The 20129-nt window shown below is 39.5% G+C and carries 22 protein-coding genes and 1 tRNA gene; 7 read left to right on the top strand and 16 right to left on the bottom strand.

The genetic code is table 11. The features are described 5' to 3' along the window. Positions 1-286: 286 nt before the first annotated feature. The gene (locus tag QT711_RS02155; RefSeq protein ID WP_317941839.1) at positions 287-436 is read left to right on the top strand and encodes a hypothetical protein; all 150 of its coding nucleotides are present in this window, start codon (positions 287-289) and stop codon (positions 434-436) included. 42 nt (positions 437-478) lie between these two features. On the opposite strand, the gene QT711_RS02160 is transcribed toward QT711_RS02155, so the two are convergent. Next, entirely contained in the window at positions 479-1333 is an 855-nt protein-coding gene (locus QT711_RS02160; RefSeq protein ID WP_398295424.1) for a DNA-3-methyladenine glycosylase family protein, read from the bottom strand. 115 nt (positions 1334-1448) lie between these two features. Between QT711_RS02160 and QT711_RS02165 the strand changes: the two genes are divergently transcribed. After that, positions 1449-1521 (top strand) — tRNA-Val (locus tag QT711_RS02165). A gap of 254 nt (positions 1522-1775) precedes the next feature. On the opposite strand, the gene QT711_RS02170 is transcribed toward QT711_RS02165, so the two are convergent. The 8 genes from QT711_RS02170 to QT711_RS02205 all read right to left on the bottom strand — a co-directional run bounded on the left by QT711_RS02170 (position 1776) and on the right by QT711_RS02205 (position 10522). Then, positions 1776-2840, bottom strand: coding sequence for a DUF4179 domain-containing protein (locus QT711_RS02170; RefSeq protein ID WP_317941840.1), 1065 nt, complete (start codon positions 2838-2840; stop codon positions 1776-1778). Then, positions 2815-3363, bottom strand: a complete 549-nt coding sequence (locus QT711_RS02175) for a sigma-70 family RNA polymerase sigma factor (RefSeq protein WP_317941841.1) — start codon at positions 3361-3363, stop codon at positions 2815-2817. The genes QT711_RS02170 and QT711_RS02175 overlap by 26 nt, the downstream gene beginning before the upstream one ends. A gap of 824 nt (positions 3364-4187) precedes the next feature. Next, a complete protein-coding gene (locus QT711_RS02180) occupies positions 4188-5558 on the bottom strand; it encodes a vWA domain-containing protein (RefSeq protein ID WP_317941842.1) in 1371 nt (456 codons plus the stop codon). A 16-nt stretch (positions 5559-5574) separates the two neighbouring features. Further along, on the bottom strand, positions 5575-6756 hold the full coding sequence (locus QT711_RS02185; protein WP_317941843.1) for an AAA family ATPase: 1182 nt from the start codon (positions 6754-6756) through the stop codon (positions 5575-5577). Between the two features lie 172 nt (positions 6757-6928). Continuing rightward, a complete protein-coding gene (arsC, locus tag QT711_RS02190) occupies positions 6929-7348 on the bottom strand; it encodes an arsenate reductase (thioredoxin) (RefSeq protein WP_317941844.1) in 420 nt (139 codons plus the stop codon). An 18-nt stretch (positions 7349-7366) separates the two neighbouring features. Continuing rightward, the gene (locus tag QT711_RS02195; RefSeq protein WP_371390052.1) at positions 7367-8647 is read right to left on the bottom strand and encodes an arsenic transporter; all 1281 of its coding nucleotides are present in this window, start codon (positions 8645-8647) and stop codon (positions 7367-7369) included. Between the two features lie 29 nt (positions 8648-8676). After that, positions 8677-9024 (bottom strand): ArsR/SmtB family transcription factor, encoded by a 348-nt coding sequence (locus QT711_RS02200; RefSeq protein ID WP_317941846.1) that lies wholly within the window; start codon positions 9022-9024, stop codon positions 8677-8679. Between the two features lie 181 nt (positions 9025-9205). After that, positions 9206-10522, bottom strand: a complete 1317-nt coding sequence (locus QT711_RS02205; protein ID WP_317941847.1) for a sodium-dependent transporter — start codon at positions 10520-10522, stop codon at positions 9206-9208. 156 nt (positions 10523-10678) lie between these two features. On the opposite strand from QT711_RS02205, the gene QT711_RS02210 reads away from it, so the two are divergent. After that, complete coding sequence (locus tag QT711_RS02210; RefSeq protein WP_317941848.1) at positions 10679-11176, top strand: TspO/MBR family protein; 498 nt, start codon at positions 10679-10681, stop codon at positions 11174-11176. Positions 11177-11222: 46 nt separating this feature from the next. On the opposite strand, the gene QT711_RS02215 is transcribed toward QT711_RS02210, so the two are convergent. From QT711_RS02215 to QT711_RS02240, 6 genes are all read right to left on the bottom strand, one after another. Then, positions 11223-11639 carry a pyridoxamine 5'-phosphate oxidase family protein gene (locus tag QT711_RS02215; RefSeq protein WP_317941849.1) on the bottom strand — a complete coding sequence of 139 codons (417 nt, stop codon included), beginning with the start codon at positions 11637-11639 and terminating at the stop codon, positions 11223-11225. 229 nt (positions 11640-11868) lie between these two features. After that, positions 11869-12117, bottom strand: a complete 249-nt coding sequence (locus QT711_RS19640; protein ID WP_450097595.1) for a hypothetical protein — start codon at positions 12115-12117, stop codon at positions 11869-11871. 193 nt (positions 12118-12310) lie between these two features. Further along, the gene (locus tag QT711_RS02225) at positions 12311-12754 is read right to left on the bottom strand and encodes a GNAT family N-acetyltransferase (protein WP_317941850.1); all 444 of its coding nucleotides are present in this window, start codon (positions 12752-12754) and stop codon (positions 12311-12313) included. 167 nt (positions 12755-12921) lie between these two features. Next, on the bottom strand, positions 12922-13254 hold the full coding sequence (locus QT711_RS02230) for a hypothetical protein (protein ID WP_317941851.1): 333 nt from the start codon (positions 13252-13254) through the stop codon (positions 12922-12924). 412 nt (positions 13255-13666) lie between these two features. Further along, positions 13667-14215: a periplasmic substrate-binding domain-containing protein gene (locus QT711_RS02235; RefSeq protein WP_317941852.1), complete on the bottom strand. Its 549-nt coding sequence runs from the start codon at positions 14213-14215 to the stop codon at positions 13667-13669. Positions 14216-14311: 96 nt separating this feature from the next. Then, on the bottom strand, positions 14312-15421 hold the full coding sequence (locus tag QT711_RS02240) for an ABC transporter substrate-binding protein (protein WP_317941853.1): 1110 nt from the start codon (positions 15419-15421) through the stop codon (positions 14312-14314). A gap of 140 nt (positions 15422-15561) precedes the next feature. Here QT711_RS02240 and QT711_RS02245 point away from each other — a divergent pair, with 140 nt between their 5' ends. Beyond that, the gene (locus QT711_RS02245) at positions 15562-16776 is read left to right on the top strand and encodes an MFS transporter (RefSeq protein ID WP_317941854.1); all 1215 of its coding nucleotides are present in this window, start codon (positions 15562-15564) and stop codon (positions 16774-16776) included. A gap of 40 nt (positions 16777-16816) precedes the next feature. On the opposite strand, the gene QT711_RS02250 is transcribed toward QT711_RS02245, so the two are convergent. Beyond that, complete coding sequence (locus QT711_RS02250; RefSeq protein ID WP_317941855.1) at positions 16817-17356, bottom strand: hydrolase; 540 nt, start codon at positions 17354-17356, stop codon at positions 16817-16819. A gap of 150 nt (positions 17357-17506) precedes the next feature. On the opposite strand from QT711_RS02250, the gene dpaL reads away from it, so the two are divergent. The 3 genes from dpaL to QT711_RS02265 all read left to right on the top strand — a co-directional run bounded on the left by dpaL (position 17507) and on the right by QT711_RS02265 (position 20077). Then, entirely contained in the window at positions 17507-18727 is a 1221-nt protein-coding gene (dpaL, locus tag QT711_RS02255; protein WP_317941856.1) for a diaminopropionate ammonia-lyase, read from the top strand. Between the two features lie 23 nt (positions 18728-18750). Beyond that, positions 18751-19308: a DUF1273 domain-containing protein gene (locus QT711_RS02260; RefSeq protein WP_317941857.1), complete on the top strand. Its 558-nt coding sequence runs from the start codon at positions 18751-18753 to the stop codon at positions 19306-19308. 139 nt (positions 19309-19447) lie between these two features. Next, positions 19448-20077, top strand: coding sequence for a class I SAM-dependent methyltransferase (locus QT711_RS02265; protein ID WP_317941858.1), 630 nt, complete (start codon positions 19448-19450; stop codon positions 20075-20077). The last annotated feature ends 52 nt before the right edge of the window (positions 20078-20129 follow it).

Genomic DNA, 20129 nt, shown 5'->3' on the forward strand with positions numbered 1-20129 from the left:
AAAGCACTGTTTTTACTAACCACCAAATTCCGACCAATTACGCAGTTTGGTTCAATATACGACAACATATACTAGGTATACGTAAATCATCGAAATCTTGTCATCATTCTACGTAAAACCAAGGAAAAAACACGTCGAAAAAGGCAAGAAAAGATAAATCACACAACAATCATCACATAGGCCTTAGGATCTTTTTTCATGTATTCAGTTTAAACTACTCACTTTCTCGGGTAAAGAAATAGCACATACCAACAATGACAACGAAAAACGAATGGAGGAAATGAACATGACAACAACAGAAACTTGGTGGGAAACAATTTTTGAAGGAAATCTTTCATTAGGACTCAACAAGGAGCGCATCTCAGACCTAAATGATGAAACTTTCCTCTACTTTGGTGAAATGGATCAACAAACAAACGAAGACCCTACACAATAAATACATGCCAGAAAGCTTTCCACTTGAAAATGGGAAGCTTTTTTATTCGATACTTCTCCATAAATACAGCGCAGCGTAACTTAAATACGGAGACCACCTCGGAAAATGCTCTGCAATTTCATCCGCAGTCGGTTTACGCGTAAGATTCCACACTTTCTTCAAAGCATTCTGCAAACCGACATCTGCAATCGGGAACAAATTCGGTCTACCTAACCCGAACAAGAGAAAATTTTGAGCTGTCCACGCACCAACACCTCGATAGGCAACCAACTCACGTATGACCTCTTCATCTTCCATCGTCTCAAACTTATTCAGATCTAGTCGTCCATCGGCAATTGCTTGCGACAAACCGATGACATATTCTGCTTTACGTGCACTAAATTGCAGGGTTCTCAAATCATCAACTTGCAGACGAGCGACAACTTCAGGTTTGGGATACCGCCAAACGCCCTCTTGCTCTGAGCCAAACGCTTGAACGAATCGCATCGTCAATGTGTGGGAAAAAGCTAGATTTAATTGTTGGTGGATGATGTTTTGCATAAGTGTACCATACAAAGAAAAGTTTCGAACGAGTGGTGTACCCGCATGCTCGATAAATAATTGCTCCAAATCTGTTTGCATAAAATGAGTATTTATTTGATCGAGCGACTGATGAAAATGAAAACGACGCTTCACCCATTCAACTTGGTCTTCATTCTGCACATTTTGCAAAATAAACGATGGACTCTCCGTAGTACCCGTACCAACAAGACGTACAATATTTCCTTCCTCCATTGGAATTCGTACTTCTCGTGTCCCTAAATTCACCGAATGCACCGGATCGGATGCCAATCGCTCAAGCGCACGATCATAATCGTATCGAAAAGATAGGTTAATTGAAATATCGATACTACGCACCTCCCTCTTCCACCATTCTACCTTTTTAGGCTTCAAGAAAAAACTTTTAAAAATAGTGTTGACTTTAAACTCAAACGCGCTATAATATAACTTGTGCAGTAAACAACTATCTCCTGATTCCGTAGCTCAGCTGGGAGAGCGCTACCTTGACAGGGTAGAGGTCGCTGGTTCGAGCCCAGTCGGAATCATTGGGTGCCAAACCCTCGGAAGTATTGTCGGAACAACGATACTTCTCCGAAACAGTCCTATTAGGCCGGATGCCTAGGGGCTGTTTTTTTATTAAATCTCCGCATTTTGTCTGTAGCTTATTTACGCTATCTAATTCTTATTCCCACGTCTACTTCAAGTAACTTCACTCCCTAATTCATCAAAAAAACTGTCTGACACTTAATTTTCGTGTCAGACAGATTATATCGTTTAAAGACAATGTAGGTGATTTCTCTTACGGAAGTGTTACAGTAAAGCTTTCGAACTTAATTTTCTCTCCTTTTTGGAGCTCAAAATCAATTGGAACTTCATTTCCATCCTCATCAAATTCCACGCCTCCTCCTGATGACAAATCAAGATAAGGAGTAATCGTTAACTCTGTCACATTTTCATCAATTGGTTCAAAAAGCGAGTTCCCTATTGTATATATATTTCCATTTATGAAATTTGAATGACCTCCACCTTCCGAACTAATTGCAAGTTCATTACCGGAAGAATCAACAGCCTTGAATTTTATATAAGCACCAGAAAGAAATTCATTTTCTTTCGCTACTGTATTGTAAGTGATGCGAAGGCCAACTGGACTGATTTCAAGCGCCGAGATATTAAGCCCAACACCACCTACTTGCTGCGTTTCATCAATAGTGACAAACTTCGCTCCAGACTGCTTATTAACCGGAATGAAAAACTTCCAGCGCTCGCCACCCTCCCCTTCAAAGGATAATCCCAATTTAAACTCCTCTGGAACAACAATATCTGAAGGTTCAATATTGTAAATGCCCCTTCGAAAAGTCGGTGTTATCTCTGTTTCTTCACTGTTCCCCCCAAATGAAAATTTCTTCCCATCTATGGTAACGTTCATTCCATTATTTAAATAAAATTCTCCAAGAGGCTTCTCCGATGTTAGCGAATAGCCAACAGTTAAACGGGTTCCGTCAAAAAATACTTCATCAATCGTAATCGTATTTCCCTTAACTGTCTTCGACTCACCAACAACTTGCGTTAAACCTAACTCACTTACTTGCTTCAAACCGAGATCCCCAGACTCACTAAATATAGAATTAAGAACTGGAATTTGAGAAACGATGTTTGCCATCACGGGGGATACCGTTGCTGAACCGATTAGCAAGGCAAGTGTAGCAACAGCGGCACCCACACTCAGCATCAGCTTCTTCTTGTTAGGTTTTTTTCTTTTCTGTATACCTTTCTGAACTGCTTTTGTAATAATGGTATCCAACTTATCAACCGGCACTGGAATGTCATCAATTTCTTTTTTAAACATGGGAATTTTGTCTGACATCTGCATAAACCCCTTTCATTTTTTTCTTTAACGCAGCTAATCCTCTGCGAATATTTGTCTTCACTGTCCCTTCAGGACAATTTAGAAACTTAGAGATTTGTACTATTGAATAATCTTCATAAAAACGCAACAGCAGAACAGTTTTATACTTTTCTTCGATTTCGCCCATTGCTTCAAGTAAATCTAGTTGTTCATCCTTTTTCACACGCCAGGGCTCGCCCATGTTTTCGAGTATATCTTGACTTAATGGAACTATTCCTTGCTTTTTCCTCAAAAACACTATCGCTGTATTTATGAGAATTCGAGTGACCCATGTAGAAAAATAATTATCGTTTTTAAGTGTAGCAATTGACTTGATTACTTGATAAACAGTTTCTTGAAACACTTCTAATGCATCATCTTTGTTCTGCACATATACATACGCCATTTTATACAATTTCTCTTTTTCCTGTTGAAGAAGAGTTTGAAGCGCTTCCTCATCTCCATTTTTTGCACGGACTACAAGCATTCGTTTAGTTTCCAATCGCGCCCCTCCTTTCCTCTCTTAACTATTAGATAAGATCTACCGCAAAAACGATTCAACTATTTTATACAACATTTCTTTGTTCCACCGATAAGAGTTAGAAACGCTTCTACATCAACTTTTTGACCTATCACAGATATGAGTTTCGTATTCAATCAGGCTGCCTCCTTTCTTTCTCTCACCTATTAGATAAAAACAACCTCAAAAACGATTCAACTATTTAAAATAAGTACCTTAAAATGTGGTTTTCATTAGGGTCTTTATAGAATATACTTAGAAGACATCTTTAATAAATAAATCATTCATATCTTATCACAATGTCAGAATACCTATAATTTAATGCATGTAATAGATTGACCCATTGATTTTCCACATAAAAAAAGCGCCTTTACCAGCGCTTTTGATTTAGCAATTACAGTTGTTGAAGTAACATTTACCGAACTGGATAATAATCATACAAAAGTGACAGTTGGACACATCGGATTCAAAGATGATGAAGACTGGTCAGATGCTATAAAATAGCTTATATCCATATAGCGTGTTTTAAGTAGTTTGTAAAAGCTAAACTTGAAAAGGTTGAATGAAACTTCTGTTGCAAGCCTGAAAACTAATGTAAAAGATGACTTTTCTTCATCGATATTATTGGTAGGACTGTTTTTTCATATTGTTTACTTCTTCTAACAATCCCTTCATCTTTACACAGTAAGAGCATAACCGCATGCAATATTCAATGATTGTCAAAAAATATAGATTCAGATTTACAATAACTTCTCTGTGTTAAGGATAGACGCATTTTTTGACACGGATTCTAAAACAATAGAACATCAAACCTCAAAAGCAATAAAAGCCCCTTCATCGTTGTAATCTGTAATCTGCACAACCCTGTCAGAAAAGTTCTTCACGCTCTCACAAGCTTGGCCAAGAACGAGTGATAGCACTTGGAAGCCTTTCTCCTCTTTTGCCTGTCGGAACGAAGTTAAAAAGGATTCGCTCACTTCGTCCTCTCCGTCCGTTACCAAAATTAGATCTGCTGCTCGAAATCGGCTTTCTTTCATGACAGTCACCGCTTCTTCGAGTACGCACGAAAAATTTGTTCCTCCCCCTAAATAGGTTTTCGTCAACTTCACCATTTCAGGAAACTTCACTTTTCCCTTTTTATAGATGAACATGCGTGTCGTAGTTGAAAATAACAAGATACAGAAATCACGACGTTGCTGCTTTGCAATCGCCAAAAGTGCTAAACTGAATCCTTTCGAAGGTGCGTCAAGACCACTCATACTGTCAGATTGGTCTAAGCAGAGCACAATCGGACCTCTCCCTAACACTTCCCTACCTTGTTGTTCATATTGCAACGTTTGTCCTTCGGCTAACCGGCGCAAAAAATCCGTTTTTGTTAACGGGTGTGAATAATAACTGTATTCGATCGGTACTAACGCATCTATTGCGTTGCCGATTGTCACGCCGTTTTTTTCAACAGATTCAAGCGTTGTAGTTCGTTGTTTTGTCCGAGCAATTTGTTTGAACCGGCCGGCCCACTCAGCAATCTCCTTTAACTGTTTATTCTCCAACATTTTATCCGCTATCATGAACTGGTGACGTAAAGGGACTTTCTTCAATGACGCTTCCCCATCACCCGACTTTAAGCCACCCAACAATGATTGCAGTTGGAATTTTAGCCACTTCGATTCTTGCATGACTGCCGCAATCATGTCGTTAAAGCGATGACTATTTTCATCGACAGAACGGTCAACTGCTACTTCTATTCTTTGCAACTCTCGATCATCCAACCTCTCCCACTCACAACGTGAATTATTAGGTTCAAACATACGATCGAAGTCTTTATCTGCATCCCTTAACTCCGTAAGCCAGCGATTAATCATCTCTCCAAATTTTATTGCACCGATTGCAGAAACAAAATCATCCAGTCTAGTGACACGCCGAAATGACACAAACTGTTCATGCGCCATTATTTGCTGGATGAAGTGCAAATTTAGCTGTAATTGACTATCAATTTCCCCCTTTCTAATCTCAGGTTTCATTTTATACAAACACGCCCACACATCACCGAGTAATGCTCTAAACAATGGATAGTCCGTTTCTTGTTCGAGTTGGTAAAGACGATTAGACATATTAAAAATCTCTTGAAAACGTCTACGGTCAAATGCATCGGTGTTGACGACTGACAGGTTGTCCATTCACGCAAGACTCTCCTTACAATTTGTAGTTCATTGACGACATATTTTGTTTAAATTCTCTCACCTTTGCTGAAGCATCAAAATAGAGCGGTTCCAACAAAAACGTTAGTACTTCTTCGTGCATCAATTGTACTTTAGATAAAAGTTGTTCAATTGCTTCTTCACGAGTATGGTGCGTTTCTTTTAACTTCATCAAATCTGCCAGTAGCGCTTTTAATTTCTGAGATGCTTCCACTCCTGCGTCCACACAATGTTGTTGAAGTACAATTGTAAACAATTCAACTGCTTCTGCTTGAATACTATCCAACTTCCGAATGACAGCATCTTCAGCGTGTCTACGAACAATAAGAGAAGTGGCCTCTTTTTGATCGTGCGTTTTCCATAAAACATTTTCCAAAATGACAAGGTCATCCGTATGCACGACGCCTCTTTGCTCCAACAACGCTTTTGCTTGTAAAATCCGTAATGATTTTTTAAAACGACGATCTGACGGCCGAATGCCTTCATCGCTTAGTTCTTGTCGTATTTTTACAAGCGCTTCATAAATATCATTATGGATAATTACTTTCTCCGTAAGCTCTTGGTAATCATGCAACTCCTCTAGTGTTATCGTTGGTACTTCTTTCAGTTGCTCATCTTGTTTCATCATTGCAAGGAAATTGGTTTGCTCTTTTATGTAATCCACCTCATAGCGCAATAGAAACCGATCAAAAAGAGCATCTAACCCTTCTCCCTCTTCAGGGTATTCATTCGATGCACCAATGACAGAGAATAGAGGGACTTTCATGGGTTGATCTCCATTGTAGAAAAGCCTTTCGTTCATCAAAGTAAGTAAACTGTTCAAGACCGCACTATTAGCCTTGAACAATTCATCTAGAAAAGCAACATTCGCTTCCGGCATTTTCTTGCTCGTATTGCGTTTATATAGACCAATTTCCAAATCTTTTAATGATAATGGGCCAAATAATTCCTCAGGGGTACTAAATTTCGTCAATTGCCATTGAAACAATGTTGCCCCTCCAATACTTTTCATCAGCTCATCTATCATTGCAGATTTTGCTGTACCCGCCGGACCAATCAACAACATATGCTGACGAGCCAGTAGAGAAATTAACATCCCCTCAATTTCTTTTTCTCGCTCAACAAATCGCATATTTAAACTTGCCTTTATCGCTATCAGTTTTTGAAGTTCTTTCAAGTCATCCCCTCCTATTGGTGTCATTCATTTTACTCATAACATACTTCTATCTTTTCCAAACCATTCATTTGTTAATCGAAAACAAAACAGGTCATCTTTATCTCTCGAATTTTCTACACAAAAAAAATTGTGGAACATTGAATAAATCCAATGACCCACAAGCAGACTCGCCTTAATACATATCATTAAAATAATTATTAATTTTACTTCCAATCTCATCCCTTACACGTTGAAAGAAAGCCCATTTCTCTTCATCGGTTCCTTCAGCTTTTGCAGGATCATCGAATCCCCAATGTAACCGTTCGACATGTGGAGGTGTTAATGGACATTTGTCCGCAGCATCCCCACATAATGTGATAATTAAAGTAGCATTGTTTAAAATTTGCGGATCAATGATATCCGATGTTTGGTTGGTTATGTCAATCCCGACTTCACTCATTGCTTTCACCGCGTTCGGATTCACTCCATGTGCCTCAATGCCTGCACTATAGACATCCCATTCGTCACCTAAATACTTTCTCCCCCACCCTTCTGCCATCTGGCTTCGGCATGAGTTACCTGTGCATAGAAAATACAAGCTTTTTTTCGCCATTCCATTCCACCCTTTCCATTAGATAATGAGTAGCCATAGATACAGTCCAACGAGCGTGATCAATAATGTTGGAATCGTCAAGATGATGCCAACTTTGAAATACGTCCCCCAGCTAATTTTAACGCCTTTTTGCGCTAGTACATGCAACCAGAGCAAGGTTGCAAGTGAGCCAATTGGCGTAATTTTTGGCCCCAGATCAGAACCAATGACATTGGCATAAATTAGCGCTTCCCGAATGGGTCCTGTCGTTGTTGTTTCCGCAATTGCCAATGCGTCAATCATAACAGTCGGCATATTATTCATAATGGATGACAAAAATGCAGCAATGAAGCCCATCGCAATCGTCGCACTAAATAATCCTTGATCGGCTGCAAGTTGTAGTACATCCGCCAAAACCGTCGTCAATCCTGCATTTTTTAATCCGTACACCACGACATACATTCCAATCGAGAAAAAGACAATGGCCCAAGGTGCACCTTTCAACACTTGTGTAGTCTGGACTGCCGAGCTTCTTTTTGCCATAAGTAAGAAGAAAATCGCAACAATCCCCGCGATGAAGGATACCGGTATACCGATAAATTCACTTGAGAAGTAGCCAACAAGTAGCACACCTAAGACATACCAAGACAGACGAAACATCTTTGCATCCTTAATCGCTTCTTTCGGTCGTTTCAACTGCGCCATGTCATAGTTTCCAGGAATACTTTTTCTGAAAAACAAATAGAGGACAATAATACTTGCAACTAACGAAAATAGATTAGGCACAATCATTCGAGATGCATATTCCACAAATCCAATACCGAAGAAGTCTGCTGAGACGATATTGACTAAGTTACTAACAACAAGTGGTAGAGACGTCGTATCGGCAATAAAACCACTAGCGATAATAAAAGGAAAAATCATTTTCTCGCTAAATTTCAAGTTACGCACCATCGCTAATACAATTGGTGTCAGTATTAATGCTGCACCATCATTCGCAAACAATGCAGCAACAATTGCACCCAAAATGCTGACATAGACAAACATCCGTAAGCCGCTCCCTTTGGCAATACGCGCCATATGTAAAGCAGACCATTCAAAAAATCCGATTTCATCCAAAATCAATGAAATAATGATGATAGCAATAAAAGCAAGCGTTGCATTCCAAACAATCCCTGTTACATCAATGACATCCCCAATATCGACAACACCAAACAATAGCGCAACAACGGCTCCTATACAGGCAGACCAACCAATCGAAAGATTTTTAGGCTGCCAAATAACAAAAACTAACGTAACAATAAAAATCAATGAAGCCATAATAACTGGATACAAACTTTATTTCCTCCCTACTCGCATATAATGCGTAATCCTTGTGTTTCTAGCGCTGCTATCGATTCATCCTGTTCGGGCAGATAAGCAAGGATACTCTGAATGAAAGGATAATCTTCATGCTCTGTATTAATGGAGTAAAAAATCCACTGCCCTTTTCGTTCTTCCTTTACCAATTCAATATCTCTCAACTTACGCAAGTGTTGACTAACTGCCGGCTGACTCATGTTAAAAATTGCTACAAATTCACACACACAGCAATCATGTGTTTGAAGTAATTTCATCATGGTTAACCGGGTTTTATCTCCCAATAACTTCAACAATTGTGAAGCACGTTGAAACTCAATGACTTCTCCCCTATCCATCGTTCTCTCCCCCTCCTCATTAACATCATATAATTATATGCTTATATACGCAAGGAGTTTTTTGTTAAGCTTTGTAAATAGCTTAATCAACACATCGATTTCTCTCCATTGCATTTCCATGAAACACCGACATACTAGATGCATAAGAAAGCCGCTTACCTGATTTGTAAGCGGCTTTCGTTTAAAAGAATGCAGCGATAAAAATTATCACAATCGCAGCAGGTGCGATGAATCGCACGATGAACTTCCATGCGCTATGCAAGAAAGGATGCATACGCAATTCATCTTTCGTTTGTGCCGAAGTTAACACGTGTCCAGCAAAAATAGAAATGAGAAGTGCACCAATTGGCAAACCGAAGCGACTTGTCAACATATCCGCAAAATCAAAGAACGTTCCGCCTGGTAATTGAATATCAGCCAACAGACCAAATGATAAAGCGCTTGGAATGCCGACGATAAAAATAAGAATTCCAAACAACCAAGCTGCTTGTTTTCTACGGTTGTATTTGCTACGAATACCAGTCGACACGACAATTTCCAACATAGAAATCGAAGACGTTAACGTGGCAAAAAGCATTAATACAAAAAAGATAATCATAAAAAATGCCCCAAAAGGAATTTCATTGAATATTGCTGGCAATATGACGAAAATAAGTCCAGGGCCTTCTGCCGGTGATTGTCCGAGTGCAAACACTGCAGGAAAAATGACAATTCCTGCTAATAACGAAATAACAATGTTAAGGATGGATACATTAAAAGCAGATTGGCCAAGTCGTTCTTCTTTTGATAAATAAGATGCATACGTCATCATTGCAGTTACCCCTACACTCAAAGAAAAGAAGGCTTGACCGAGTGCCATTAGTAATGTCTTTCCATTTAAATAGGACCAATCAGGTACAAAAAGAAAACGAACTCCTTCCATTGCCCCTTCAAGCGTCAATGATCGAATCGCTAAGACGATGAAAAATATGAACAATAACGGCATCATCCAGCTGCTAGCACGTTCTATCCCACCTTTTATGCCACTTTGGACGATCCAAATTGTCAACATCATGAAGACCGCTTGTGCGATGAGCACTTCAACTGGATTGGCAATAATCGTATTAAAAAGGTTACTGTAATTCGTCAAATCCAGCTTAAACAACAATGCCCTGCCTAAATACGAAAGAATCCAACCGCCGACAACACTATAAAAAGACAACAGGATAAAGGAAGAACCTAGTCCCATCCAACCAATCCAATGCCATTTACTTTTCGGAGCAAGCTTTGATAGTGAAGTGACCGCATCACTTTGCCCTCTTCTTCCAATGACAAATTCAGCAAGTAAGATCGGCAATCCAATTGCTAATGTACAAAAAATAAATAGTAACACAAATACACTTCCGCCATTCATTCCAGCCATATACGGAAACTTCCATATTGCGCCAAGTCCGATGGCACTTCCCGCTGCCGCTAATATGAATCCAATTTTGGACGTCCATTGTTCACGTTGTTTCATCTAATCACTCACTTCATTCCCAGTGAACCACTGAATTTTGTATTAGTATACCGTACCAACATAGGAATCAGTACTATTTTTATTATTTCGGAAATAAAGCGCTTCTGGTTTGTCTATCTAAAAGAAGGGAATTCTACAGTACGAGGAGGTTGTAAAATGGAACTTTTGAAAGTGAATGGCCGCTTGGATCGTAAACGGGTTGCTGTTGGCATATTGTTGCCAATCATCGGTGGCTCCATTACGGGTTGGCTCGCCAATCGGAACGCACAAGAGAAGTATAAAAGACTTGAAAAGCCTTCATTTTCTCCACCACCGGCTGTCTTTCCGATTGCATGGACAACCTTATATGGCATGATGGGGCTGGCAAAATATCGCGTTGAACGAAAAAAGGAGATCGGTTACAAAGAACCGACAAGCATTCCCTCATATGAAATTCAACTAGGGTTGAACTATTTGTGGTCTTTTCTGTTTTTCAAATGGGGATTGCGGGGAACTGCCCTCATAGAAATGACAATTTTATTAGCAACGATTGCCTTGACGACCTATGAATTTTATCAAGTGGACAACACTGCTGGTACGTTGATGATTCCTTATATCGGATGGGTTGTCTTTGCGTTAGGTTTAAATTATGCAACGTGGAAATTAAATAAGTGAATACCAAAAAATCCCTTGCATTTAGTTACGCAAGGGATTTTTTAGCTTAAGTAATTTGAATGTCTTGTGGCGGTTGGCCTTTTTTATTCATGAGACGCATCGATTCAGGCGTCACTTTCAAAATGATTAAGTCAGGATCATCAGGACCTGAAAACCAAGGCTTCATATGCTCGTTCCACACTTTTTCTCTCAAACTTTCGTCGTCAGAAATCTTTACAGTGCCCATAATCTCAAGGAATGCATCGTCATACCCTTCTCCGTTATAACCGATGAGAATATGCGTGTTTGGGTTCGCTTCCAACTCCTCCACTTTGTCCGTCTGTTTCGATGTCGCTGTGTACAGAGTGAAATCCTCATTGAAAAATGTCATATACCGACTGAATGGCTTATTTCCTTTGACGGTCGCCATTGTCCCGACTAAGCTTTCATCTAAAATCTTTCTTGCTGTCGCTTTTGCATCCATTTTCACTCACTCCTTTTATGTCTCTCCTTTAACTCTTCCTATATTGGGCAAAAACTAAACATCGACAGACCTACTCGTAGAATAAGGAAAAATTTCTCATTGATATTTAAACGCATGTTGCGTATTATATACGTATGAGCTGCATTGTTCGTATACACATTAAGTTTTAACCTTTAAGCTGTAAAAGGGAGTTTATATAAGAACAGGAATGGCAGGCCCGGTTCAATGATCAATCGGGACATACAGGAATGTTTTTGCGAACACCCACTTTGAGGAGTGGTGGTTTAAAACTTTCTATGAAACCTATACGGCAAAGGCGGCTTTTTAAAAGCAAATGAGCAACCATCATCCTTTTTAGGGTGGTGGTTTTTTGTTGTAAAACAATTGGGGTTAAAATTGTTTTAGCTGCTGATAAAAGCTGATAAAAAAGTAGGTCAATGCCCCATCGTTCATTTTCTAATGAACATGATTTTTGCATACTTTATTCAACTTCCTCGTTACCGTACTCTTAGCAACCCTTTAGTTTCCGGGGAACCATTACCAATATTCTCCGATAAGGTGGTTCTCCGTAAAACAGATTGAGGTACACATTGCATCTCTTTCGGTAGCATATGTGCAACCTCAAAAAGAAAGTATGTCATGTCTTTTGTTAATAACACTTAACTTCAAGCTTAGTTTTCCGGTATGTATAACCGCATAAAGAGATAACCATTCTCCATGTCGTCTGTCATCTCAAATCCTGCCTTACTCCAAAATCTTTGAGCTACGCTATTTTCACGTTCAACTGGTAAAGAAATTTTACTTGCGCTGCACTCTTTACACAGGTATTCAACACAAAGCTTAGCAGCAGCCGCACCATAACCTTGTGCTTGAAAATCGCTATCTATCATGAAATTAATGATTTGAGGGTTATTTTCTCCAATATACATTAGAACATAGCCCACCATCACATCACCCGCATAAATCGCAAAGGGACGAGAAGCATCGTAAAACACCCACGCCTCCGCTAAAGACCACGCTACAGAATCTACAAAGTCATCATTAGTAACCGATGCACGTAAATTCAAGCACTCCTCGTAATTATCTTCATTAATTGTTCTTAATTCTACCAACATTAATCAAAGTTTCTCCCCTTTTTTATCGCAATAAGTTTTTACATATTAAACCAATTTGCTCTATTGTTGGAATGGCGCAATTCAAATTTTGAGAATTGCGCCTGATTGCTGAACAAAAGTTAAACAGCACTCCTAAACTAAACTGCCTCGTTAGTTCATTAATGGCTTTATTGTTTATGAACTTTCAAATAAATACTCCCAAATATTTCATCTCCAATATAAGCATCTAACTTCCACATTCCACTTTTAGGAAGCATCATATTTGTTGGGATATGATGATCTGCACCATTACTTGGGCTAGGAAAAGAAATCCCTATTGTTGGTACAACTGTTATTTCCTCATTACTGTTTTCGTGAGTTCCTAAAACCTTAAAATCACCAATTAACTCATCTTCGTTTCCCCAAAAGTGCCACATATACGTTTGCACTTTGTCCGGATAAAATCTAACTACTTCGCTATCATCGTAAATAAATCCCAATCGTCCTTCTTCACCGATCATTGTGTAACTTCCTGATTTAAAGAGAGGACTTTCACTCCAATTGTGTTGAATAACTTCTTCTTTTATTGGCTCTTCGTCATTACAGCCCGCAATTACTAATGCTAAAAAAACTGCGCAAATCAAAAAAAATTATTTTTGAACATGAACATATCCTCCATCTTTTTATTTTCACCTTACTCATCTAATTCGCTTCCGTTAATAGGAAAACCTCCTAAAATCGTTAAAAATAACAAGCACAGCATTCGATAAAGGACAGGGCACTTTTTACAGTCATCTTATATTTCATTGTCCGCGCTTGCCATCAGTTAAAACAGCACTAGCATTTGATGTGCCTGGTCAATTGGTTTGTTAAATGGGAAGCAAGATACGATTATTGTTTGAAACGCATCAGCTTACAACAATAATTTTACAGTCAAATCCTATATTTATTATCCCACCTCCTCCACACTTTTCGATAATCCACACGTCCATTGCTATCTAGTTGTACGCCCTCATATGGACTATCTTCTGGTTCATAGACAGCATGGAATCGGTGATTTAAGAAAAAAATTGCATGCATCGATTTCAGCATCTCTTCAATTTCAAAGTACTTTATCCAACGAATAGATTCCTCCTGAGATAATCTAATTTCCCTAACCTTCTTATCGATTATTTTCTTCGTGCGATCATCTACTGTGGGATAAATTGTATAAAGTGTGGATTGTAACGTTGCAAGCAGAGATAAAAGTCGATCTTCCCCTAACAATATCCCGCAAACAAAAAGGTCATATTTCGCCAAATTTTCACTTGAACTTAAGTGTGATGCCTCAACTAGGTCAATTGTCGATTCAATGCCTATTGTATGCAGCTGTCCTTGAAGATACTTGGCAGCTCTCAAATGATTTGCACCAGGACGAATTTGCTGAGCAGCAATCCGCAAAGCAGGTCCTTTATATGTGAAATCATTGCTTCTTACTTTCATTTTCAATTTGCACTGCTCTGATTGCTTCCAAATAAAGCTCGTTGCAACAGTTTCTTTGTCCAGTGCTTCGTTCCGTATAGCCGCTGGTTGAAGTCGCTAACAAATCGCTCTCCTAATAGTTTGTTGGCGAATTGGGCCGTTTTTTATACAGTTAAATGAGATATAGCTTGCTCCATCTTCTACGCGTTTCACTTGCCTCCACGTTGCATCAGGCGCAGCTAATAAAAATGGATGGCCCGCTTCAGCCTTATATTGGGCTGGTGTTTTAATGATATCTATTTGGTCCAACCACGGGCGTTCCGAGAAATAGGATTGATTCACTTCAAGTCGAATTAGGTTTTCGTCATGCACTGTCAACTTATAGGGACCACTGCCAATCGGAAAGACTTTAAACTTCTCCGGATTGGCTGTCACAATCTCAACTGGCACGATGGACGCTTTTGTACTTGCTAGACTTCGAGGAAAGAGATAGTCTACTTCCTTTAACATAAATTGGATTACTGTCCGATTACAACTAATTATCTTGTCTATCGTTCTAAATAAATCCTTTTCATCCATTAACCTAGAAAACGTCGATTGGACATCTGTACTCGTAAGATCTCTTCCATGATGAAACGTAATACCTTTATGTAAATAAAATGTCCAAAGCTTTCCATCTTCTGATTCCCAATGGCGAGCAATACTTGACGTTAATTGCTCCGAAACTGCATCGTATTCCACAAGTCGATCAAATACTTGCTGAACCATATGTGCATCGTGACGTGATGTCGTCCATAAGGGGTCCATGATTAGGCTTGTTTCATAGAATGGATAGCGCAATACATCTACTTCATAAGCATCTTTCTCCCTTTTCTGCGTTAACCCCACATGATTAGAAAACCATTTACGAAACTCCTCTTGCTCTACACGCCCCAGCGATTCCATTAGCTTGAATGCCTCACGATATTGTTGAACTTCTACTCTTTTCTTTGCTTGTATGAGTAGAACAGTATTTCTTGACACTTTGACGGTCAATCTAGGCTTCTTCCCTCTGCCCCTTTGTGTTTGCCACTCAATAACACCATCATTTTGTAGCGATTGCATAATCGTTTTTACATGTCTCTCTGAGCAATTCAAAATACCTGCAAGCGCAGAAATTGATGTCTCTGTTTCATCGTCTTCTAGAAAATGGCCCGTCAATTCGAGTAAGTACTCAACGTATTTCATATGTATCTACTTCCTTTCGCATGGCGTCCATACATGTAACTGTTAAAAGGTGAACAACGAAATTTCTAGTGGTCACTTTTTATGCACCTTTTACTATTCTACACTTACAATAAGCGTTTGAAAAATTTGGAGGGGGTACTATGAAGGCTGCAGTTTTACAACGTCCGTTATGGAGAAACAGAAACTTCCTGTTTTTGTGGGGAGGGTCTACACTTTCGAGCTTTGGCATGCAAATGTATAGCATTGCAATACCATTACTCATTTACGATTTAAGCAAATCTGCATTATCAATGAGTATGATGCGAGCGATCGAATTTTTCCCTAATATTTTTTTAGGTATGCTCGCTGGAGCGCTCGTTGATCGGCTAAACCGAAAGAAGATGATGGTTTGGACAAGTTTTATACAAGTCCTTTCGATGTGCGGCATCATTGCTTTGTTGCTTGCAAATCATATTGAACTTTGGCATTTATATGTATTTGGATTTGTCTTATCATCGGCTGGCTATACGTTTGGTAACGCCAATCATTCAGTTCTTCCGCAAATTGTGACGAAGGAGCAACTTACGTCTGCTAACGCAACACTTTCTTTTATCGACACATTGATTCGGATGATCGGTCCAGGAATTGCTGGCATACTGCTAGCTGTTTTTTCCTATACATCTACACTTACCATTTACTTGATTTGTCTTGTCATCATGCATGTATGTATGCATTTCTTACACGTTCCACCCGTTGTGAAACAAAAAGAGACTTCAAATTCCATTTGGAAAGACATGAAAGAAGGAATCGATGAGCTTTTTAGCAATAAAACATTGTTAACACCAACGATTACCGTGCTTTTTAGTAACTTTGCATCCAGTCTCGTCATCGGTGTACTCATCTTTTTTGCTACCGATCAAATTGGTGCAGATTCAAAACAAGTCGGTTTCATGTTCACTCTTTCAGCAATCGGGGGGCTCATTGGCGCAAGTGTGATTAGCAGCATTCGAAAACGGTTCGGTAGAGGTGTCATCTATACATACTCCTTACTTTTTGATATTGCATCTATGGGGTTACTTATTTTCGCACAAACGTGGTGGGCGATTGGTCTTTCGTTAGGAATCCGGACGTTCTCAACGACACTGTCCAATATTGTCTACTTTACAATTCGACAAGAATTCACGCCAAATCACTTATTAGGTCGGGTTGCAGGAACGTCCTCCATGCTCATGAAGTTAACGTTACCATTCGGTCTTTTCATAGCCGGTTTATGGGCGGAGTGGTTTCCAATTCGTGTACTATTTGTTATTTCCATGTGCATATTCATCGTTCTGTTTTTACGCTTGTTCTTTCATCCTTTTAGGAAATTAACGTAATGAAACAGTCTGCCAACGATTCTAGGCAGACCGTTTTACATCATTTAATAATCTTGAGCAATTGTTTAAATGCAGGATCATCCGCTCGCTCCATCAATTCATAGAGCGCCATTTCAACACTTGTGACTTGTACCCCTAACGCCGCCATTTTTCGTAATCCTACTTCTTTGTTTTCATTCGTACGTGACGACACAGCATCTTCTACTACTTGAACGTCATATCCATTTAATTGTAAATCTACTGCCGTTTGATAGACACATATATGAGTTTCGATACCCGCAATGAGAACTTGATTGCGGTTCAGTAATTGTAGCTGCTCTTTAAATGTATCTGTTTTAAAAGCACTGAACGTCATTTTCGGGATAGGTGTGGTCCCTTCTAACAGGCGGGCGATTTTTTCATTTGTCGGTCCTAAACCGTCCGGATATTGCTCAAGCCATAATATCGGAATGTCCAGTACTTGTAAGCCTTGAATGAGCTTGCGCAAATTTGTTAGCATCTTCTCACTTTCATGAACAATCTCAGACAGTTTTCCTTGTACATCTACTAACACAAAAACAGTTTGTTCTCTCTTATTCATTCTCCTTAATCCCCTTTCCCAACTACCACTAGTACCTTCTATCATAATGATAAATCACTATAATGCAAATCATCCGACAATCCATTAAACTGCATTCTTACGGGATTACAGTATAATAGATGCATAGATAGATGATGAGGAGGATGTTAGATGAATACACACTTAAAATGGACGCTTAATCGTTTCCATACCAAAGATCTTGCTATGGATGAAGCACTATCCCAATTTAACGATCAACAAATCCGTTCGATTTACCAGTTCCAACAGTCGCACCCCTCTTACACAAAGACGGCACTCGTTTCACTCCAAGATCTAGCTAAACATTTAGGGATCGCCCAATTACATGTAAAAGACGAATCGAATCGGTTTGGCTTGAATGCATTTAAAGTAATGGGAGGCATTTATGCGATGGGCAACTACATTGCTCAAGCATTGAATAAAGACATTTCTACACTGTCATTTTCAGATTTAACGGCTACTGCTGTCCGCGAACAACTTGGCGAGTTGACATTCATTTCAGCAACTGACGGCAATCACGGAAGGGGCGTTGCCTGGACTGCAAAAGAGCTTGGTCATCGTTCAGTCATTTATTTACCAAAAGGAGCTTCCCAGCAACGGTTGCAGGCCATTCAAGCTGAAGGGGCAGAAGCGTACATAACTGATATGAATTATGATGATACGGTTCGCATGTGTGCTCAACTTGCTGAAAAGAATGGTTGGGTACTCGTACAAGATACAGGTTGGGAAGGTTACGAGGAAATTCCATTATGGATCATGCAAGGGTATGCAACCATTGTATATGAAATGATTGAGGAGCTACCAGAACCTCCGACACATTTGATTTTACAAGCGGGAGTCGGTTCTTTTGCAGCGTCCATTGCTGCGACGATGATGAATGCCTACCCAACTAATCCACCAAAGATTTTAGTAGTTGAACCGGCCGCAGCGGATTGCTATTTCCGTTCGTTGACGACACATGACGGCCACATTGAACATGTGACTGGCGACCTAGCGACAATTATGGCTGGTTTGTCATGTGGTGAACCAAATACACATGCTTATGAGTTATTGAAAAAGACCGCTACTGCATCGTTTTCCTGCGTAGACGGTTTAGCCGCACTTGGTATGCGGGTATTAGGCAATCCGATTGGAAACGACCCGCGTATCATTTCAGGAGAATCAGGCGCGATACCGATGGGATTACTGTATTACTTACGAACAACTGACGAAGGTAAAGCAATTTGCGATGCGTTAGCTATTAACAATGAGTCTCGATTACTCTTCGTCAGTACAGAAGGAAATACGGATGCCCAGCATTATTTGGATGTAGTTTGGAAAGGCTATCACCCTTCACATTTGGAATCGTACTAAACAAAGTAAAAAGGAATGAGCAAATGATCAAACGACTTGTCATAACAGGATACAAAGCACATGAGTTAGGCATTTTCAATGATAAACATGAAGGGATTACCATCATAAAGAAAGCATTGGAAAGCCGAATGATTCCCCTACTGGAAAGTGGACTTGAATGGGTCATCATTAGCGGACAGCCTGGCGTTGAAACGTGGGCAGCTGAAACGGTCATTGACTTGCAAGACGATTTTCCTGAACTACAGCTAGCTGTTATCACACCATTCGAAGAGCAGGAGAAAAACTGGAACGATGCGAAAAAACAAGCGTATGAATTCATCCTCGCACATGCGGATTACACAGTCAGTTTGACAAAACGCCCCTATGAAGCACCTTGGCAATTCATCGAGCGGGATAAATTCCTATTACGCAATTCAGATGCCATTTTAATTGTTTACGACGAAGAAAATGATGGCTCGCCGAAGTTCATGAAAAAGATGGCGGTCAGTTATGCAGAGAAAAGCGATTATGAGGTGCTGACGATTGCAGCGGATGATCTTCAGTTAATTGCCGAAGATATACAGCGACAAGATTGGGAGTAAGAAGGGTTATCAATGGTTATTAAACCGTTAGTACTGCTTGATTCATATTTCTAGCGTAAACAATGTAATTGTATTAACTATGATATACGTACTATAATTCATCAGACAACATGTGCAAAACATAAAAGGAGTTCAAACTATGACAGAGTTTTGGGAATCAAGCTTTACTGAGAACCAATTGATGTGGGGATTTGAACCATCAGAAGCCGCCATCCTAACAAAGAATCTCTTTGTTGAAAAGAATGTTGTGGATGTATTAATTCCCGGTTTTGGCTACGGCAGAAATGCAAAGATATTTACAGACAACGGCATCAATGTAACAGGGATAGAAATTTCAAAAACAGCGATTGAATTAGCAAGACAACATGGCGTGACGAACAGAATTTTCCACGGGTCCGTAACTGAAATGCCCTTTGACGACAAACTTTACGATGGGGTATTTTGTTATGCACTCATTCATTTATTGAACAAACAAGATCGGGAAAAGCTTATACAAGAATGTTATCATTCTTTAAAGCCAAACGGTTATATGGTTTTCACCACGATTTCAAAGGAAGCTCCGATGTATGGTAAAGGGAAAAAACTCGGAGAAGACTATTATGAACTAATGGAAGGATTGCGGATGTTCTTTTATGACACAGACTCCATTACTCAAGAATTCAAAAATTACGGTTTGATCGAGCAAACTACACTAATTGAACCAAATAAGAATCATACAGATAAGCCACCATTTACATTTACGATGATTACATGCCAAAAATTAAAGTAGGCTTGTCAGTATTCGAAAATTGATGGTAAAGAAAAACAGCTATCTCCAGTAC

The organism is Sporosarcina saromensis (genome assembly GCF_033253735.1).
Lineage (GTDB): Bacteria > Bacillota > Bacilli > Bacillales_A > Planococcaceae > Sporosarcina > Sporosarcina saromensis.

What these genes read in the sequence shown, in the direction of transcription:
- QT711_RS02155 (WP_317941839.1), top strand. Translation starts at nt 287, where the DNA reads ATGACAACAACAGAAACTTGGTGGGAAACAATTTTTGAAGGAAATCTT.
- QT711_RS02170 (WP_317941840.1), bottom strand. Translation starts at nt 2,840, where the DNA reads ATGTCAGACAAAATTCCCATGTTTAAAAAAGAAATTGATGACATTCCA.
- QT711_RS02180 (WP_317941842.1), bottom strand. Translation starts at nt 5,558, where the DNA reads ATGGACAACCTGTCAGTCGTCAACACCGATGCATTTGACCGTAGACGT.
- arsC (WP_317941844.1), bottom strand. Translation starts at nt 7,348, where the DNA reads ATGGCGAAAAAAAGCTTGTATTTTCTATGCACAGGTAACTCATGCCGA.
- QT711_RS02195 (WP_371390052.1), bottom strand. Translation starts at nt 8,647, where the DNA reads ATGGCTTCATTGATTTTTATTGTTACGTTAGTTTTTGTTATTTGGCAG.
- QT711_RS02200 (WP_317941846.1), bottom strand. Translation starts at nt 9,024, where the DNA reads ATGGATAGGGGAGAAGTCATTGAGTTTCAACGTGCTTCACAATTGTTG.
- QT711_RS02205 (WP_317941847.1), bottom strand. Translation starts at nt 10,522, where the DNA reads ATGAAACAACGTGAACAATGGACGTCCAAAATTGGATTCATATTAGCG.
- QT711_RS02210 (WP_317941848.1), top strand. Translation starts at nt 10,679, where the DNA reads ATGGAACTTTTGAAAGTGAATGGCCGCTTGGATCGTAAACGGGTTGCT.
- QT711_RS02215 (WP_317941849.1), bottom strand. Translation starts at nt 11,639, where the DNA reads ATGGATGCAAAAGCGACAGCAAGAAAGATTTTAGATGAAAGCTTAGTC.
- QT711_RS19640 (WP_450097595.1), bottom strand. Translation starts at nt 12,117, where the DNA reads ATGCAAAAATCATGTTCATTAGAAAATGAACGATGGGGCATTGACCTA.
- QT711_RS02225 (WP_317941850.1), bottom strand. Translation starts at nt 12,754, where the DNA reads ATGTTGGTAGAATTAAGAACAATTAATGAAGATAATTACGAGGAGTGC.
- QT711_RS02230 (WP_317941851.1), bottom strand. Translation starts at nt 13,254, where the DNA reads ATGATCGGTGAAGAAGGACGATTGGGATTTATTTACGATGATAGCGAA.
- QT711_RS02235 (WP_317941852.1), bottom strand. Translation starts at nt 14,215, where the DNA reads ATGAAAGTAAGAAGCAATGATTTCACATATAAAGGACCTGCTTTGCGG.
- QT711_RS02240 (WP_317941853.1), bottom strand. Translation starts at nt 15,421, where the DNA reads ATGAAATACGTTGAGTACTTACTCGAATTGACGGGCCATTTTCTAGAA.
- QT711_RS02245 (WP_317941854.1), top strand. Translation starts at nt 15,562, where the DNA reads ATGAAGGCTGCAGTTTTACAACGTCCGTTATGGAGAAACAGAAACTTC.
- QT711_RS02250 (WP_317941855.1), bottom strand. Translation starts at nt 17,356, where the DNA reads ATGAATAAGAGAGAACAAACTGTTTTTGTGTTAGTAGATGTACAAGGA.
- dpaL (WP_317941856.1), top strand. Translation starts at nt 17,507, where the DNA reads ATGAATACACACTTAAAATGGACGCTTAATCGTTTCCATACCAAAGAT.
- QT711_RS02260 (WP_317941857.1), top strand. Translation starts at nt 18,751, where the DNA reads ATGATCAAACGACTTGTCATAACAGGATACAAAGCACATGAGTTAGGC.
- QT711_RS02265 (WP_317941858.1), top strand. Translation starts at nt 19,448, where the DNA reads ATGACAGAGTTTTGGGAATCAAGCTTTACTGAGAACCAATTGATGTGG.